Raw genomic sequence first — 17,697 nt, 5'->3', positions numbered from 1 at the left:
TCACAATATATTGTAAATGTATTTCCTTGGTACATTTATATAATACCATGATTATTTAATTTGGAAATATGTTTGTGAATTATTTCACATTTTAGTAACAAAGATATGTCTAAAATGTGAACATCTAATTTTGTCACACTCCCGCCCCTGGGATGTGCACTAATAAATAGAATACTAGTATTAAAACTTAACCACTCACTTTAAATTATAAGACTATTTTTTAAAATATCTATTGACATCATTTACAGATGTTTTTACACTGTATATATAAACATACACAGTATAACAGTTGAGAGAGGAGGACTATCTGTGAACTTGCAGGAGTGGAAACAGGCTTATTGGCTGGCAAAATTTGAATTAAAAGCATTTACAATCCATGCAGCCCTGACGTATCTTGTCTTTATTGTTCTTGCACTTTTTTTCTTCTTAAGCCTTTCATTGAAAAATGACTCGGTAGCAATGGATTTGTTATTCTTGTTTGTATTTATTTTAGGGCCCTATTACATAAGGGGGAAAGAATTTCAATATCAGAAAATCAGCGGGGAGCTGTGGGCATCACCAACACTCGTTATGCTATTACAGCTGCCTGTAACAAAAAATGTTCTGACGACAAGCAGAATGATTGTTTATTTTTTCTATTCAATACCTTATCAGCTCATCATACTACTTGCACTTTATGTTGCTAATCCGGATTTTCAGACAATCATGTCACCCGTCTCCTACGTTACTTTTTGTATCATTTGGCTTTCATTCGGGATTTATGTCGGATATATTATGCCTTCCAGTGATGCAGGAGATATCGTTAACGGAAAAATCATGACAATATACAGCATTATTCTTATTGGAGGACTGATCGTATTTTTCCGGACGTTTAACTACTTTTCTGATTACAGTGTTGTTCAATGGACAATTATGTTTGCACAGAATCAGACACTTTTATCTACAGTTTTGTCGATCCTGCTTTCAGGTCTTGGATTCAAATTCTGGCAGTATCAGATGAAGAAAAAAATGGAGAAATTGGATTACCTTTAGAGAGGAGTGTGCGTGCGTGGAACTGCCAATACGTCTTTCCAAAGATTCACGCGAACCGATTTATCATCAAGTTGAGAAGCAGCTGAAAGCATTGATTGCTGGCGGACATCTCCTGACAGGGGCACCACTCCCTTCCATTCGCGCACTCGCAAAGAATCTGGAAATAAGTGTGATTACGATTCGACGTGCCTATCAAAACTTGGAATATGAGGGATTTATTCAAACTTCCCAGGGAAAAGGGACGTTTGTTGCACAAATTGAGGATTCCCTGAAGCACCGGGTCAAAGTTTCCACCGTTTACGACACAATTGACCAAGCTGTCGAAACAGCACTCAGCTATGATTATACAGTTGAACAGATAGAAGATATTTTCCGTGAAGTTTTGCAATCGAAAAAAGAGAACAGAAATGGAGAGTAGCAGATGAAGGCATGGATTGAAATGAAAGGCTTAGAAAAACAAGTGGATGATTTCCATCTCGGCCCTGTAGATTTAACCATAGAACCAGGCACGATCACTGCGCTTGTCGGTAATAATGGTTCAGGAAAAAGTACAATGCTGAAATTACTAATGAACCTGGTTTCTCCTGACATGGGCAGTATCCATATTTCCGGTAAATCTGTTCATGGCCAGGATGAAGGATGGAAAGCAAAAGTGGCCTACCATCCCCAGACCATCATTGGTTGGGATGCATACACAGGACATACGTTAAATACATTGATCTCCCAATTATATCCAAACTGGGATGAGGCACTTTTTAATCAAATCATTGAACTATTCGAAATCGATTTAAACAAAAGTTTGGCAAACTTTCACAGGGAGCACAGCAGAAATTGAGTTTAGCTCTAACAATTCCGAGGAACACACCGCTTCTGCTGCTTGATGAACCAACTTCCTTCATGGATATTCCGTCCAAAAAACATTTAATGGATATTCTGGTTGACTGGATGGATCAGGAAGAACGTTCTATTGTAATCACAAGTCATCAGGTAGAAGATATTAGGAAACTTGCAGACTACTTATTCGTACTACAGAGTGGGAAAGTGATTGGAAACTTCGAAAAAGAAGCATTGACCGAAAGCTTTAGGCGTTATTGGATGAGCGGAACTCTGCCTGCCATACATATTCCAGGCGAGATTTCCCGCAAGGACCTGCAACTTGTTTCGAATGATCCACCTGCCACAGAGAAATATTTTCAGGATCATTCTCTGCAATTGATCGATCAAACGGCACTTGAGCTGGAAGAAATTATTACACTTCTATTAAAGAAAGGATGATTAAGTACCAATGGAAACGATGTTAGCTGTAGAAAATTTAGGCAAATCTTTTAAAGACAAACAAGTTATCTCAAACATTTCCTTCCATGTACAAAAGGGAGAGATTATGGCAATTCTCGGGCCGAATGGTGCCGGGAAATCGACAACAATCCGGAATATTATGGGGATTATGTATCCGGATGAGGGCACCATTACATTCCAAAATAATGCGGCACAGGAAATTCCGCGCCATAAAATCGGCTACCTCCCCGAAGAGCGCGGCCTGTACAAAAACGTAAAAGTGATGGATATTCTGCTTTATTTAGCGGAGCTCAAAGACTATCCGCTCGACAAGGCAAAAGAGCGTGCCCTGAACTATTTGAAAAAATTCGATCTGGAAGGAAAGGAAAAAGTCTCCGTCGAGGAGCTGTCAAAAGGAATGGGGCAAAAAGTACAGTTTATCGCATCAATCATCCATGAGCCGGATCTGCTTATATTGGATGAGCCTTTCTCAGGTCTGGATCCTGTCAGGCAGGAACTTTTTAAACAGGAAATACGGAATCTTGCAAACAACGGAACTGCCATTCTATTATCCTCCCATCAAATGAATCTGGTCGAGGAAATGGCAGATCGACTATTTCTTATCCACCGGGGACAGAAGGTAATTTATGGTGCGATGGATGATGTGAAAACACAATATGCGAACTTCAAATGTACCATCCGTGGAAAAAATGAACGTGATGTGCTTGAGCGCCTGCCAGATGTGCAAAGAATCGAACAGCAGGAAGAAATATCCATTCTTTACTTGTCAAAGGATGTCCAGCCATCAGTCTGGTTAAAAAATCTGCCGGATGATTTGTTCATCCAGGAATTATCGATAGACCGGATTTCGTTGCATGAAATATTTATTGATATTGCTACAGATAAGAATTTATTACAGGAAGAAGGTGCAATAGATGCGTAATACGATGAAGGTTGCCAAGTGGGAAATCAAACGTAATATGAAAAACAAAACATTTATTATCGGGTTATTTTTGACACCAGCTATTTTCTTGTTTTTCTTTATGATGCCAACGATTTTTGGTGGGTCGGATGAAGAGGAGACTTCTTCTACCACTGTCTATGTAAATGATCAGCTTGGCGTCTTGGATGTTATGCGTAATACCGTGGAACAGACTGAATTTGACTGGGAACTGCAGCAGACAGACATATCGGAAGCAGAGGTCGAATCAGAATTAGAAGATCAGGAGAACACCGCTTATATCTTCATCAATGAAAGCACCTTGGAAAATGGCGTTGTGTCCGTTTATACAACGGATGAAATTGATTCATTTTTCAGCAGTCAGGTCCAGGCATTAGAGGCACCCATCCAGGCAATGCAAGTCGAGCAGCTTGGACTAACGGAGGAAGAGGCTGCAGTTATCTCCCGGGGTGTGGTATTTGATGAAACCACAGCAGAGGATATTGCTGCAAATGAGGAAGGTGGCGAAGAAGCAGATACCGGATTGGGTGCAGATTTAATGGAGCGAATCGTACCAGGAGCATTTGCTGCCATCATTATGCTTTCCATCGTGTTTACAGGAATGGCAATTTTCCAGAGTGCTTCCCAGGAAAAGAAGGACAAAATTGCTGAAATTATATTATCATCGGTAACCCCAGGAGAACTGATGCAAGGAAAGATTGTCGGGTATTTTGTGTTAGGAATCATCCAGGTCGTTGTATTAATTGTTTTCGTCCTGCCAGTAGTCATATGGCGTATGGATATGCCGATTCTGGAGTATCTATTCGTTCCTGAACTCCTGTTGTTGATTGCTATTGCAATATTAGGCTATTTGTTATTTGCATCCATCTTTGTCGGTATCGGTGCGACGATGACAGACGTGTCAACTGCAGGGAACTTCCAAGGTTTGGTGATGATGCTCCCATTCCTGCCATTTATCTTTATCGGCCCGGTTATAGGCGACCCAACTGGCTTGATAGCTCAAATTGGTACGTATATTCCATTCACTTCCCCTGGCGTATTGCTGCTACGGCTCTCCATCATGGAAGAGTGGCCGTGGATTGAAATAATCATCGCAGTTGCTATTTTAGTCGTCAGTGTCTGGATCTTTATGAAACTTGCCGGAAAAATCTTTAAAACTGGTATTTTGATGTATGGAAAGAACGCAACACCTGGAGAGATTTGGAAATGGATTCGGGCATAAGAAACGTAATTAGCGGAGTTGCTTAAGGAAGCAACTCCGTTTTTTTGTGTATAGTGATGGATGCTGGTGATGATTACTGAGTTGAAGGTGATGTTTGACTGGATTCAGGCGATGTGCAGTAGATTAAGGGTGATGTTCGGATGGATGCTGGTGATGAGCACTGGCTTGAGGGTGATGTTTGGATGAATGCAGGCGATGAGCACTAGATTGAGGGCGATGTTTGGATGAATGCAGGCGATGAGCTCTGGATTGAGCGTGATGTTGGACTGGATGTAGGTGATGAGCTCTGGCTTGAGGGTGATGTTTGGATGAATGCAGGCGATGAGTACTAGCAATCGAATATTATTGTTGGAACGATGTCAGATCCCCTCACAATCGACACCAAAATAGGACAAAAAACACAATAATCATCTATCCATAGTTCTTCCGGATGGTTTTTTGCAAAAAGTGTTTAGTTTTCACTTGTTACGGATACAATTAACTATTATTATTAATTTAATAGTCTTAATTTTACCCACAGCAAAGGAGGACTTTATGAGAATCACACACAAACTGACGGTTGGGATTGGTTTCCTGGTATTTTTATTTCTATTTATTCCGACCGCGGTGTACGCAGCAAATGAAAAAACATACGAAGTCAGCAATTCGTTACTGAATGTACGTAGTGAACCTGCTGACGGTGCGGAAATTGTCGGTTCGCTAAGCAAAGGTGACAACGTTATCGCATTTCAGGAAAAATACGGTTGGGTACAAACCTATTACGGTGGTGAAGAAGCCTGGGTAGCTAAACATCATCTGATTGCGGTTAGCCAACCTGAAGAAAACAGTACCCCTACTGTTTCACAAACTTCAGCATCAGCTGAGTCAGTTACAGTCAAAGCAAACGGTGTACATATCCGGACCGGGCCCGGGACAAATCACAAGGTCATTGGTTTAACTTCATCCCCAGATACATACAATATAGTGGAAACATCAGGTGATTGGCATAAAGTTAACTTAGGTAACGGATCAACGGGATGGATTGCTTCATGGCTAACCGATAAAGCAACTGAATCAGAAGCAGTAAATTCCGAAAAGGAAACAAGTGAATCTGAAAGCACAGGCTCAGGCAATGATGTAAGTGAACCGGTATCACAGAACTCAAATGGATCACTGGAAGGCTATCATATCGTTCTTGACCCAGGGCATGGTGGAAAGGACCCCGGTGCAATCGGTATTAATGGCGTCTACGAAAAAGACTTGGTTTCATCTACAGCTGATATCGTCCGGCAACAGTTGGAAAGTGCAGGGGCTAATGTAACAATGACAAGATCCGGAGATTACTTTATTTCACTCGATGAGAGAGTTGGCATCAGTAATAATCACAACACCCATGCTTTTGTCAGCTTGCATTATAATTCCTTTCCTTTACTTTCTGTGAATGGAAACAGCACATTTTATTACAGTAATACAGACCGTACACTGGCACAACAGGTACAGTCTGCAATGGCTTCCACTACGTCTTTGAACAACAGGGGCATTATGGAAGGAGACTATCGTGTGCTACGTAATACAAGCGCACCTTCTGTTCTTGTTGAACTTGGATTCATATCGAATCAATATGATCTGTCTGTTGTGCAAACTTCTGACTATCAATACAAAGCAGCAGAGGCGATTACGAACGGATTGAAAAATTATTTTCATAATTAAAAGGAAAAGCTGTCCAGACAAGGGCAGCTTTTCTTGAATAATGGTATATCTTCTGATAACATAAGCATAATTTCATAAATCAGACCTTATCAGATCGGTGAGGTAGAGGTGCAAATAATACTAGTACTCAATAGTAGAATGACATCGATGATAATTGATGAAAGGATTATTTGCCGAAGCGTAATACGTGTCATCCTTATTACTGCTGGTATGTCTTTGAAGAAGAGAGATACTGCCATGTTTAACAATACATGGAGAACTACTGATCGAAATGGAGGATAACGTATATTGTAAAACAATGGTAAGTTATTTTCTATCATTGTTTTTTTATATTTAAAAAGCAATTACGAGAAACAACCTCATCATCCCCTTCATTCCTTCAGCATATCCCTGACACAAACACATCAACTGTTTCATTGCATACAATGAGAAAGCCATTCGATTGGCAAAAAATGAACAATATTACTAAAGGAGGCACACATCATGAAAAAAATCTATACACATGGGAACTTTTATACATTTGATCCATCAAAACCCAAAGTGCAAGCTGTTGTAATTGAAGATGGCCACTTTATTGATATGGGGACAACAGAAGACATGCTGCTTCAATGGGAAGATGCTTCCAGTGAAAAAGTCGATCTGGATGGAAAAACGGTTACCCCAGGTTTAATTGACAGCCATCTCCATCTTTCCATGCTTGCCAATACATTTCTGAGTCTCGACTTAACTGGCATTACTTCCAAACAGGAAATGCTTGAGCAAATTCAACAGAAAGCGAATAGCTTACAACCGGGCGAATGGCTAGTTGGAACCGGATGGGATGAAAATTTGTTCACGGATGGATCAGCTCCTGAACTGCATGAGCTGGATCATGTGGCACCACATTGTCCTTTGTTTTTATCAAGAATTTGTTCACATGCTTCTCTCGTTAACAGCAAAGCACTGGAAATGAGCAATTACCATCCGGATATAACAGTCCCCGAGGGTGGTACGATCGTTTTGGATGAACATACACAAAAACCGACTGGACTTCTGTTGGAGTCTGCGTCAGATATCGTAAATCAGCATATTCCGGAGAAATCTTATGGTGAGCTGAAATCGGCAATGCGAAAAGCCATCAAGTTTGCGATGGAGAAAGGCCTAACAAGCGTACATACAAACGATCCGCTCTATTTAGGCGGTCTTACGCAGACATATCAAATCTATGATGAACTCTTGAATGAGGAGCAGCTTGGCCTCCGGTGTAATCTATTAATTAATCATGAGTTCCTGAATGATTTACGGGAATCTGGTATGTATGCCGGATACGGAAATGATACATTACAAATTGGCGCTGTAAAAATTTTCGCAGATGGTGCGTTTGGCAGAAGCACTGCGCTTTTATCTGAAGCCTATCACGATGATTCAACAAACTACGGGGAAGCCATGTTAGATCAGGAAACACTTTTCGACATTGTTAAACGCGCACGGGACCTGTCCATGCCAATCGCAGTTCATACCATCGGCGACCAGGCTCTGGAAAATGTTTTGGATGTACTGGATCAATTCTCTTCTGCCTCCCACCGTGACAGGCTTATCCATGTGCAGGTATTAAGGGATAATTTAATCCATCGGTTGGCAGTGCCAGGCCGAATTGCAGATATACAGCCAAGATTTTTGGTTGGGGATTTTCCATGGGTACAAGAAAGACTGGGTGAAAAACGAATTGACCTTGCTTATGCATGGAAATCACTAATATCAGCTGGTGTAATCTGTGCAGGTGGTTCGGATGCGCCAGTTGAACCTGTTGATCCTTTGCTGGGGATTCATGCAGCTGTAACAAGAAAAGCACCCGGACAAACGCATGATGGATGGAATAAAAAGGAAAAACTATCGATGGAGGAGGCATTTCGGTTATTCTCTGAAATGGGAGCATACCCAACAAATGAAGAAACTGTAAAGGGAACCATTTCAAGGGGGAAATTGGCCGATCTGACCGTTTACTCAAAGGACCCATTTGAGATGGAAGATCCGGATGATCTACTCGATACAGAAATCGAAATGACAATTATCGGTGGAGATATCAAATACCAGAAAAACTAATTTCATGAACATCTGCCGAAAAACGAAGGCTTATGAAAGGATAAATAGTTCACTTTTGAATGAACAAGTTAAAAAGCATACCAAACCACATAGTGATTGGTATGCTTTTTTCGTGGATATACTAAAAAACATTTGCGTTCTGTCGTTCTTCAACCCGATGAGTGACTGAACAAGCGGTGCTTCTCTGCGTTCGGTCGTTCTTCAACCCGATGAGTGACCGAATGACGGCTCTTCCTCTGCGTTCGGGCGTTCTTCAACCCGATGAGTGACTGAACAAGCGGTGCTTCTCTGCGTTCTGTCGTTCATCTACCCGATGAGTGACTGAACAAGCGGTTCTCCTCTGCGTTCGGGCGTTCATCAACCTGATGAGCGACTGAACAAGCGGTGCTTCTCTGCGTTCGGGCATTCATCAATCCGATGAGTGACCGAATGACGGCTCTTCCTCTGCGTTCGGGCGTTCTTCAACCCGATGAGTGACCGAATAAGTGGTTCTCCGCTTCGTTCGGGCGTTCTTCAACCCGATAAGTGACCGAATAAGCGGTGCTTCTCTGCGTTCGGGCGTTCATCAATCCGATGAGTGACCGAATGACGGCTCTTCCTCTGCGTTCGGGCGTTCTTCAACCCGATGAGTGACCGAATAAGTGGTTCTCCGCTTCGTTCGGGCGTTCTTCAACCCGATAAGTGACCGAATAAGCGGTGCTTCTCTGCGTTCTGTCGTTCATCTACCCGATGAGTGACTGAACAAGCGGTTCTCCTCTGCGTTCTGTCGTTCATCTACCCGATGAGTGACTGAACAAGCGGTTCTCTTCTGCGTTCTGTCGTTCATCTACCCGATGAGTGACTGAGTAAGCGGTTCTCCTCTGCGTTCTGTCGTTCATCTACCCGATGAGTGACTGAACAAGCGGTTCTTCTCTGCGTTCGATCGTTCAATCTCAAAATTAGTGAAAAACCACGTTTTCTAGTGCAGCCATTTTCCGGATTTTGATTTAATCGTGTCTTTATCTTTCGGTTCGGATTTCCCGTTATTCATTTCCTGTGCACCTTGCTGGAATTTAATATGAACATATAATTCATGCATGATCTGTTCCATTGATACACTATCCGGTAAACTTTTAATGATTTGAATGACTTCCTCTTTCGTAGTCAAACAAACACCCCCTTCTCTATGTACAACTTACCATCTTACTTTCATTTTACATTTAATTTTGAATAAATCATACTCAAAATACCATTAAACTGATATTTATTCTCTCCAACCTTTCAATCAAGAAAGTTCCGTATGCTGTTTATGTGAAAAGACACTTTAAAAAACGGTCTTTAAATGACTTTTATTTTTACGTAAGATGTTGAATGATATACTTAAGAAAACGATAAAAGTGAGGTTTTAAAATGCATGAAATTTTAGAGGAGCTCGTGAATGAGACTGCCGATACATTTGGTTTGGACAGTTACTATTTAAAACGACATTCTATTTTTCGACAAACGGACGATTTTCAGGATACATTTTATATTCTTTCCATGGAATGGTTTCCTAAGAACAACGATCAGACAGATGAGGACATCAACCCTCCCGGCACAGCGGTCATTGATATGGATATCCATTCAAAAAAAGTGAAGCGAGTTATCTTTGTTGAAGATGTTACTTTTGCAGAGCAAAGCGGTTTTCCCGATGCCGATACTGAAAATGCAATTGAATGGGTGGAAGAGCTCACCGGACTGGAATTTGGCCGTCAATTTAAACTAATGAATGATGACAATTACTCACTATATTTCCAGGCAGCTGTGGATAATGTACCTGTTTATCCTTCTGGCATAATTGAAGTGAAGTTTAACGCAGACGGAAAGCTTATATTATTTTCCATTGATGGTGTTTTTCCACATGAAGAACAGATTAATTGGGAACCCTTTGATTTAACCCCTGAATCAACAGCTCCACTTGCTAAAGAACAAGTACAGCTGCTGCAGATACCGATTGAGGATGAAAAGAAATGGCTCGCTGTCTATGGCACAACAACAATTTTCCTCACAAATGACGGGAAGCGCACCATTTCTTTTGAAGAAGTGGAAAACCAGGGCTCGTACGTAAAAAAAGATTTGCCTATAGAATGGGAAACAACAGACGTCCATGCGTTCAAAGCACAAGATTACGATTTGTCAGTAGATGTGACGATAGAACAAGCTCTGAGACAGGAAGCTGATCCAGATACGCTTCCTTTAACAGAAACAGATCAGAAAAAAGCATCACAAGAAGTAAGAAATTTTATCCAGCGTGAATTCCCTGCTGATAATGGCAAATGGAGACTCACAGCATTGTATCGTGAGAATGGTTATATTTTTGCAGATATTAAACCCGCTGAAGGAACGAACCGGGTCATTGAGCGGAAACTCCGGATTATCCTGGACAGGGAAAATTTTCATGCCGTGGATTATCTAGATAATTCCATCATTGTGGATATATTTAATCGATTCCAGGAAAGTCACGAAGTCAAGCTTTCTAAAGATGAAGCATTTGATAAGCTGTACGACTACATCGAAGTGACTCCAGTTTATGTTTACGATAAGGAAAAAGGCGCGTATATCCTTTGCGGGAAAATTGATTGTGGATATGCTGTGGATGGATTTAGTGGAGAGCTTGTATTATTAGATGAATTATAAAGAGAGGAAATCGGTCAAGGCCGATTTCCTCTTCTTACTATTTTACTGATATGCAATATTTTGATTGCCTGATTTAATATCGCCTCCATAGGCGTACCTACAAATCATCAAATCCATTCATATCACTCGTCTTCGTATACTGTCTCGACTTCTGTTCAAAGAAATCAGTTTTGGTTCCATCAAAATTATCCACATATGCACGGATCCACTTCATCGGATTATCCACATGCTGTGGGTAAATATCACTTAACCCCATCATTCGCAGCATCTTGTTTGCCCGATATTTGACATATCCGGCCATTTCCTCCAAATCAATGCCATCTAATTCGGCTAATACATAGTTGGACCATTCAATTTCCAGATCTACCGATTCTCTAAAATGGTCATAAATCCACTCTGTAAATTCCTCCGTATTCAGTTCCGGATTTTCATCCAGGGTGGCACGGAATAATTCCGAGATAAAGCGCCCGTGTTCCAATTCATCACGGTTTATATAGCTAATCATTGTGGAGGTACCGACCATTTTATTATGGCGTGCCAGGTTATAGAAGAATGCAAACCCGGAGTAGAAGAACATCCCCTCAAGTAGCGAAGTATATACCAGTGTTTTCAGTATATTCTCCTTTGTCGGTTCTTCAACGAAAGCATTATATTGTCGGATTAGATTTTCATTCCGTTTCAACAGGACAGGGTCCACCCTGCCAAGCTGAAACGATTCATTTTGCTCATCCAATGACACGACAGATGACAGCACATAGGAATAACTCTCATTATGCACTGCTTCCTGTTGAGCAATCACTGCCAAAATTGACTGAACAGACGGGTCTGATGCATATAAGGACAAAAGCAGTGCAGTCCTTGTCTGTGGTCCATCCAGTGTGGATAACAATCCAATTATCTTCAGGTATGCATCCTGTTCTTTTGTGGATAATGTGGAAAACTGCTTCACATCCCCGGACATATTTACCTCATCTGCTTGCCAATAGTTGCCGACAAGCCGTTTGTACATTTTGTACCAATGTGGATAAGCGATATCATTCCAATTTAAAATCCCACTCGATTTTCCGCCAAAAATTGCTGTCGATTTATTTGGATTCCGCGGTTCCAATGTTTTTACCTTTTCAAGCATAGCTCTTGGCATCATGCAACACTCCTTCTATCCAATCTTCTATTAACTGTTCCTGACTCCCTCGTGGGGATTGTTCTATTTTCAAACCAGAATATTTACTGTTATAGAATGTAACCAATTTATCCACAGCTTTGCAAAATAGTGATTCCCCGCCAAATTGGGTATCGCCTGTTCCAAATACGACAATATTTTCCGGTTTATAACCGATTTCCAGAATGAAATCCTTCACTTCATCTGGTGTGCTGCCAGTCTCCCAGGTGAACGTACCAAGGAAGATAATATGATAGCTTGATGGATCAATTGGCGCATCAATCCCGATTCGATGCATTTCGACTTCAGTCGCTTCCCTTTGAAGTCGTTCAGAAATGAGAAGAGCAACCTCCTCCGTATTTCCACTGTATGATAAATAAGCAATTAAAGCTCTCAACTTTCACACCACTCACATTCTTCGACATCATTGGATGTTGATCGAACATAATACGTTGTCTTCAATCCTTCCTTCCATGCCTGTAGATGCAAATCAAGCAATACCGATGCCCGGATGGTATTCGGTACATAGAAATTAAATGAAATACTCTGGTCCACATGCTTTTGTCTAGCTGCATTCTGTCTGACTGACCAGCGCTGATCGAGAATATAGGCAGAGCGGCGGTAAATATCATAGGTTTGATGCGTCATATCCGGTGCAGTGACAGGAATTTTAAAATCTTTTTTCTCCTCATGATAAAACGGTTTAAAAACCGGATCGATGCTTGCCGTTGATCCTGCAATCATTGAAGTTGAAGAGTTTGGAGCGACAGCCATAAGATAACCATTACGTATGCCGTATTCTTTTACATCTTCACGGAGTTCATCCCATTGCTCACCACTATAGCCTTTATTGCGAAAATATGCGCCGGTGCTCCAGTTGCTTCCTTCAAACGCCGGATAGCTTCCTTTTTCCCTGCTCAGTTCCATACTGTTTTTAATCGTCAAATACGCAATTTTTTCATACAATTCATCTGCACGAATGACCGCTTCCTCTGTTTCCCATTCTTTGTTTTCCTTTGCCAGCAAGTGATGCCAGCCAAATGTTCCAAGCCCAATCGCACGGTACTTCTGATTGGTGAGCTGCGCCTGTTTGATTGGAAGTGTATTCAAATCGATAACATTGTCCAGCATGCGGACCTGGATTTTTATCAAACGCTCCAGAACATTATCGGGTACAGCTTTCCCCAGATTAATCGAACTCAAATTACATACAACATAGTCCCCGGCCTTATATTTTTTTACAATTGTATTCTCATTTTCAACAAATTCCTCAATAAATTCCGTCGGTGATTGATTTTGCGTAATTTCGGTACACAAATTAGAACAATAGATCATCCCATGATGCGGATTGCTATTCTGTCGATTCACTTCATCCCGGTAAAACATGAACGGTGTGCCTGCTTCAAGCTGTGACTTCATGATTCGTTTCATGATGTCGATTGCTGGAACTTTTCGTTTCGACAAAATTTCTGTTTCGACACATTCCTCATATTTTCTCCGAAACGACCCATTTCCTTTTTCTTCGTCATAAAAATCCTCAAGGGAATACCCCATGGTCTGACGCACTTCATGAGGGTCGAACAAGTACCAGTCTTCACGTTTCTCCACCTTTTCCATGAAAAGATCCGGCAAACTTACACCGGTAAAAATATCATGTGCACGCATGCGATCATCACCATTATTTAATTTGAGGTCGAGAAAGGACTCAATATCTCTGTGCCAAATATCGAGATAAATCGCAATAGCCCCTTTTCTTGTTCCAAGCTGATCGACACTTACAGCTGTATTATTAAGTTGTTTAATCCATGGAACGACTCCGCTCGACATGCCTTTAAAACCTTTAATTGTACTTCCCCTGCTGCGGATTTTCCCCATATATACGCCGATTCCGCCACCATTCTTGGAAAGCTTGGCAATATCTGTGTTACTGTCATAAATTGCTTGCAGGCTGTCATCCACCGTATCAATGAAGCAGCTGGACAATTGGCCATGTGTTTTACCAGCATTGTTAAGTGTCGGGGTTGCCACTGTCATATACAAATTACTAAGCGCCCAGTAAGCCTCTGTTACAAACTTTGATCGATGCGACTGGTCCTCATCCTGCATCAGATACATGGATATAATCATCCAGCGTTCCTGCGGCAATTCGAACGTATTTTTCTCATGATCTGTTGCTAGATAACGTGTGGCGAGGCTGTAGATACCCAAATAATTAAACAGGGAATCATTTTGCGGTTGGATCTGCTCTGCAAAATGGTCGATTTCATCTTTTGTATATTTTGAAAGGATAGCGGATGAATATATCCCCTGCTCTGTCAATGTTTCGATAAGCTGATAAAAGTTTCCATATAGATTAGTAGATTCATCGTTACGATTCTCTGAAGCTTCCCGGTACAGTTGCTGTAAATAGATTCTTGCAGCCAGGTATGTCCAATCCGGCTCAGCCTCATCAATATTTTCCAATGCATTTTTAATTAGCATATCTACTGTTTTTGCTGAAAAATTGGCGGTATTTAACATTCTTAAAGATTTTTCTTTATAACTTTCTGTGTTGATGGATAAACCGATTGATGCTTTATCAATCATTTGACTAATGCTTTCTTCCAACGTTGTCATTTTTGTTAGCATAGTGGTACCTCCTCGTATGTATAAAACAGTTTTTCCCGGTTGAGTGCAGTTCTATTTTTTAGATTCCAAGGGCCAGCGTTTACTCCGTGAACACCGGCGTTCATCGTAAAAACTCCTGCGCTCCATGCTGCTAGTTCCGCGCTCCTTCGTCCAAGCTAAGAAAACCGTTCACCCCTGGGATGAACGGTTTTCAGACGACAAAAGTCAATATCTCCACCGCCTCACCTTCTCTCACCCCGGAGAAATGAAACTTCAAGTTATGGCAGGTCTCCTGACTTATGCTTCTCCCTACTAAAGTCCTTCCCGTATCATCATCGCTTTTCAGCTTGCGATACAGTGGATATCTTTTTCGTCCACACGTACAGTTGCGGGGGCAGTTCCAGCTTATAACTGGATTCCCTTTTCAGACATCAATATGTCACCTTAACTCATTACACAACATATGGTATTAAATTTTAATTAGTTATCAATATCTTGTATTAAACATTATCATATTAAATTATGGAAAGCAAACATTTAACCAACACAAATTAATGCTGGAATTTTTCCAGACGCATAAAGAATTCCTTCAAAAATTCATAAAACACTCTTTCTGTCGGCAATAATTGACGGTCTTTAGGAATAATAACACCTAACGTTCTGGTGACATCTGGTTCGGTGACCGGAATCTTAACAGTCGAACGCGGCAAATTATCAATTAAGGTAATTTCCGGAATCAGGGAAACCCCGAGCCCTGCTGAAACAAGACCTTTAATTGCGTCAATGTCCTCCCCTTCAAAGGAGACATTTGGGCTGAACCCCAGCTGCGTGCAGGCATTGATGATGAGATCCCTTAGCACATAATCCTGAGGGAACAATATAAATGAATCCTCGCGCAATTGATTCAAATTTAAGGAGGAAGCTTCTGCAAGAGAATGGTTCACCGGCAATAATGCGAAGATATTTTCTGTGAATAAAATAGATCCCTGCAGTTTTTTTTCATTCATGGGGACAGGCCCCAATAGCGCCATATTAATTTCCCCATTAATTACGGCTTCTTTTAATTTATGATAGGATCCTTGTTTTAATTTAAATTTAACATTTGGGTAGTGGTCCCGAAATGCTGAAATGGCAGTTGGGAGAATATATGCAGATAAACTGCTGGGAAAACCGACATGAATAGTTCCCCGCTCCGGATCTGTATATTCTTCAATCACCTGTGCTGCGTCATCAATAACATACATCGCTTGTTCCATATGTTCAAGAAAAACTCTGCCAATTGTTGTTAGACGCACAGTACGCCCTTCTCGTATAAAAAGATCAACACCAAGTTCCGCTTCCAAATTAAAAATCTGCCTACTCACTGCAGATTGCGCGATATGCATGGCATGGGCAGCCTCTGTCACATGTTCCCGTTTCGCAACTTCAATAAAATATTTGATCTGTTTTAGTTCCAATATACTCCCCCCTTCCTTTTATTATCTCATAATGGCATCAGTTTTATCTATTATTTATATTGTTTCGATTAATTTTTTAATGTAAAGTATATCATATGTTGTATTTACGGACACATTAAAATAAAATAATTTAGGAGGTTCTAGATCCATTATGATAAGTATTACAAAAGAAACAGGTAACACTGGCAGAAAGAAAATCGTCCAAGAATATATGGATAAAGTTTATAATACCGTAGTAATGCGAAACCCTAATGAATCTGAATTCCATCAGGCGGTCGCATTAATCTTCAAATCGCTTATCCCCATTTTTGAAAAATATCCGGTTTATATGGAAAAAGGAATCCTTGAACAACTTGTTGAACCTGAACGCGTGATTACTTTCCGTGTTCCGTGGGTCGACGACGAGGGAAATGTACAGGTGAACCGTGGTTATCGAGTACAGTTTAATAGTGCAATTGGGCCATATAAAGGCGGATTGCGTTTTCACCCCTCTGTAAACCTGAGTATTGTCAAATTCCTCGGACTGGAGCAAATCATCAAAAACTCCCTGACAGGCCAGCCTATTGGTGGCGGTAAAGGCGGAGCTGACTTTGATCCGAAAGGAAAATCAGATAATGAAATTATGCGCTTTTGCCGAAGCTTCATGTCAGAACTCGCCAGATATATTGGACCGGATACAGATATACCAGCAGGAGACATTGGCGTAGGTGCTAGAGAGATCGGTTATATGTTCGGACAGTACAAAAAAATCCGCGGAAGTTTTGAAGGTGGTGTTATTACCGGAAAAGGACTGGATTATGGCGGCAGCTTGGCCCGTAAAGAAGCTACCGGGTATGGAACAATCTATTTTGTACAGGAAATGTTAAAAGATAAAGGGATGTCCATTGACGGATCCAGACTAGTTGTATCAGGTTCCGGAAATGTTTCCATTTATGCAATGGAAAAAGCAATACAACTAGGCGGCAAAGTTGTTGCCTGCAGTGACTCAAACGGCTATATTTATGATGAGAACGGTATTGATCTTGATACCGTAAAAGAAATTAAAGAAGAGAACAATGGAAGAATCAATGAGTATTTAGAGAAACATCCGAAAGCAGCTTTCTTTGAGGGATGTGCAGGTATCTGGTCTATTCCTTGTGATGTTGCCCTGCCATGTGCAACACAGAATGAGATTGATGAGGAAACTGCTCAAATCCTTATTAATAATGGTGTAAAAGCAGTAGCAGAAGGTGCAAATATGCCTTCAACTGCAGAAGCGATCGATGTATTTATAACAAATGATATTTTATTTGGCCCTGCAAAAGCGGTAAATGCCGGCGGTGTTGCAGTATCTTCTCTGGAGATGGCACAAAACAGCATGCGGTTGGCTTGGAGTTTTGAGGATGTTGATGCAAAGTTACAGGAAATCATGAAAGATATCTATCAAAACTGTATAACTGCAGCAGACGAATTTGGAACTCCAGGCAATTTGGAATCAGGATCTAATCTTGCCGGATTTAAGAAAGTTGCTGATGCCATGATCGCACAGGGTGTTATTTAAAATAAATACGAATCTATT

General features: G+C 41.0%; 16 protein-coding genes and 2 riboswitches. Of the genes, 10 read left to right on the top strand and 6 right to left on the bottom strand.

Annotated elements, in window-relative coordinates:
• Positions 1 to 309: 309 nt before the first annotated feature.
• The 6 genes from ACZ427_RS18875 to ACZ427_RS18850 are packed head-to-tail and all read left to right on the top strand — an operon-like array spanning position 310 to position 4,490.
• The gene (locus ACZ427_RS18875) at positions 310 to 1,032 is read left to right on the top strand and encodes a hypothetical protein (protein WP_461177285.1); all 723 of its coding nucleotides are present in this window, start codon (positions 310 to 312) and stop codon (positions 1,030 to 1,032) included.
• A 16-nt stretch (positions 1,033 to 1,048) separates the two neighbouring features.
• Entirely contained in the window at positions 1,049 to 1,450 is a 402-nt protein-coding gene (locus ACZ427_RS18870) for a GntR family transcriptional regulator (RefSeq protein WP_461177286.1), read from the top strand.
• A gap of 3 nt (positions 1,451 to 1,453) precedes the next feature.
• Positions 1,454 to 1,867, top strand: a complete 414-nt coding sequence (locus ACZ427_RS18865) for an ATP-binding cassette domain-containing protein (RefSeq protein ID WP_461177287.1) — start codon at positions 1,454 to 1,456, stop codon at positions 1,865 to 1,867.
• Entirely contained in the window at positions 1,864 to 2,307 is a 444-nt protein-coding gene (locus ACZ427_RS18860) for an ATP-binding cassette domain-containing protein (protein WP_461177288.1), read from the top strand. Before ACZ427_RS18865 ends, ACZ427_RS18860 begins: the two co-directional genes overlap by 4 nt.
• Positions 2,308 to 2,317: 10 nt before the next feature.
• The gene (locus ACZ427_RS18855) at positions 2,318 to 3,250 is read left to right on the top strand and encodes an ABC transporter ATP-binding protein (protein ID WP_461177289.1); all 933 of its coding nucleotides are present in this window, start codon (positions 2,318 to 2,320) and stop codon (positions 3,248 to 3,250) included.
• Complete coding sequence (locus ACZ427_RS18850) at positions 3,243 to 4,490, top strand: ABC transporter permease (protein WP_461177290.1); 1,248 nt, start codon at positions 3,243 to 3,245, stop codon at positions 4,488 to 4,490. Before ACZ427_RS18855 ends, ACZ427_RS18850 begins: the two co-directional genes overlap by 8 nt.
• Positions 4,491 to 4,594: 104 nt before the next feature.
• On the opposite strand, the gene ACZ427_RS18845 is transcribed toward ACZ427_RS18850, so the two are convergent.
• The gene (locus ACZ427_RS18845) at positions 4,595 to 4,825 is read right to left on the bottom strand and encodes a hypothetical protein (protein WP_461177291.1); all 231 of its coding nucleotides are present in this window, start codon (positions 4,823 to 4,825) and stop codon (positions 4,595 to 4,597) included.
• Positions 4,826 to 5,024: 199 nt separating this feature from the next.
• Here ACZ427_RS18845 and ACZ427_RS18840 point away from each other — a divergent pair, with 199 nt between their 5' ends.
• Both ACZ427_RS18840 and ACZ427_RS18835 read left to right on the top strand, forming a co-directional pair.
• Positions 5,025 to 6,179 (top strand): N-acetylmuramoyl-L-alanine amidase, encoded by a 1,155-nt coding sequence (locus ACZ427_RS18840; protein ID WP_461177292.1) that lies wholly within the window; start codon positions 5,025 to 5,027, stop codon positions 6,177 to 6,179.
• A 95-nt stretch (positions 6,180 to 6,274) separates the two neighbouring features.
• Positions 6,275 to 6,449, top strand: a riboswitch (Lysine riboswitch).
• Positions 6,450 to 6,662: 213 nt separating this feature from the next.
• A complete protein-coding gene (locus ACZ427_RS18835; protein WP_461177293.1) occupies positions 6,663 to 8,261 on the top strand; it encodes an amidohydrolase in 1,599 nt (532 codons plus the stop codon).
• 958 nt (positions 8,262 to 9,219) lie between these two features.
• Here ACZ427_RS18835 and ACZ427_RS18830 read toward each other — a convergent pair.
• Positions 9,220 to 9,408 carry a hypothetical protein gene (locus ACZ427_RS18830; protein WP_461177294.1) on the bottom strand — a complete coding sequence of 63 codons (189 nt, stop codon included), beginning with the start codon at positions 9,406 to 9,408 and terminating at the stop codon, positions 9,220 to 9,222.
• Positions 9,409 to 9,650: 242 nt separating this feature from the next.
• On the opposite strand from ACZ427_RS18830, the gene ACZ427_RS18825 reads away from it, so the two are divergent.
• Complete coding sequence (locus tag ACZ427_RS18825; RefSeq protein WP_461177295.1) at positions 9,651 to 10,916, top strand: hypothetical protein; 1,266 nt, start codon at positions 9,651 to 9,653, stop codon at positions 10,914 to 10,916.
• A 97-nt stretch (positions 10,917 to 11,013) separates the two neighbouring features.
• On the opposite strand, the gene ACZ427_RS18820 is transcribed toward ACZ427_RS18825, so the two are convergent.
• From ACZ427_RS18820 to ACZ427_RS18805, 4 genes are all read right to left on the bottom strand, one after another.
• Positions 11,014 to 12,057 (bottom strand): ribonucleotide-diphosphate reductase subunit beta, encoded by a 1,044-nt coding sequence (locus ACZ427_RS18820; RefSeq protein ID WP_461177296.1) that lies wholly within the window; start codon positions 12,055 to 12,057, stop codon positions 11,014 to 11,016.
• The gene (locus ACZ427_RS18815) at positions 12,038 to 12,472 is read right to left on the bottom strand and encodes a flavodoxin (RefSeq protein ID WP_461177297.1); all 435 of its coding nucleotides are present in this window, start codon (positions 12,470 to 12,472) and stop codon (positions 12,038 to 12,040) included. The genes ACZ427_RS18820 and ACZ427_RS18815 overlap by 20 nt, the downstream gene beginning before the upstream one ends.
• Positions 12,469 to 14,691, bottom strand: coding sequence for a ribonucleoside-diphosphate reductase subunit alpha (locus ACZ427_RS18810; protein ID WP_461177460.1), 2,223 nt, complete (start codon positions 14,689 to 14,691; stop codon positions 12,469 to 12,471). The genes ACZ427_RS18815 and ACZ427_RS18810 overlap by 4 nt, the downstream gene beginning before the upstream one ends.
• A 256-nt stretch (positions 14,692 to 14,947) precedes the next feature.
• Positions 14,948 to 15,144, bottom strand: a riboswitch (cobalamin riboswitch).
• Positions 15,145 to 15,233: 89 nt separating this feature from the next.
• Positions 15,234 to 16,139 (bottom strand): LysR family transcriptional regulator, encoded by a 906-nt coding sequence (locus ACZ427_RS18805; RefSeq protein ID WP_461177298.1) that lies wholly within the window; start codon positions 16,137 to 16,139, stop codon positions 15,234 to 15,236.
• A gap of 151 nt (positions 16,140 to 16,290) precedes the next feature.
• Between ACZ427_RS18805 and gdhA the strand changes: the two genes are divergently transcribed.
• Positions 16,291 to 17,679, top strand: a complete 1,389-nt coding sequence (gene gdhA / locus ACZ427_RS18800; RefSeq protein ID WP_461177299.1) for an NADP-specific glutamate dehydrogenase — start codon at positions 16,291 to 16,293, stop codon at positions 17,677 to 17,679.
• The last annotated feature ends 18 nt before the right edge of the window (positions 17,680 to 17,697 follow it).

It is taken from the genome of Virgibacillus ainsalahensis (assembly GCF_055380755.1).
Note: the sequence above shows the minus strand (reverse complement) of the source record. Positions and strands in the feature narration are given on the sequence as shown.

Coding starts and splice junctions, on each gene's coding strand:
- ACZ427_RS18865 (WP_461177287.1), top strand. CDS start 1,454: ATGAAGGCATGGATTGAAATGAAAGGCTTAGAAAAACAAGTGGATGAT.
- ACZ427_RS18855 (WP_461177289.1), top strand. CDS start 2,318: ATGGAAACGATGTTAGCTGTAGAAAATTTAGGCAAATCTTTTAAAGAC.
- ACZ427_RS18850 (WP_461177290.1), top strand. CDS start 3,243: ATGCGTAATACGATGAAGGTTGCCAAGTGGGAAATCAAACGTAATATG.
- ACZ427_RS18840 (WP_461177292.1), top strand. CDS start 5,025: ATGAGAATCACACACAAACTGACGGTTGGGATTGGTTTCCTGGTATTT.
- ACZ427_RS18835 (WP_461177293.1), top strand. CDS start 6,663: ATGAAAAAAATCTATACACATGGGAACTTTTATACATTTGATCCATCA.
- ACZ427_RS18825 (WP_461177295.1), top strand. CDS start 9,651: ATGCATGAAATTTTAGAGGAGCTCGTGAATGAGACTGCCGATACATTT.
- ACZ427_RS18820 (WP_461177296.1), bottom strand. CDS start 12,057: ATGCCAAGAGCTATGCTTGAAAAGGTAAAAACATTGGAACCGCGGAAT.
- ACZ427_RS18810 (WP_461177460.1), bottom strand. CDS start 14,691: ATGACAACGTTGGAAGAAAGCATTAGTCAAATGATTGATAAAGCATCA.
- gdhA (WP_461177299.1), top strand. CDS start 16,291: ATGATAAGTATTACAAAAGAAACAGGTAACACTGGCAGAAAGAAAATC.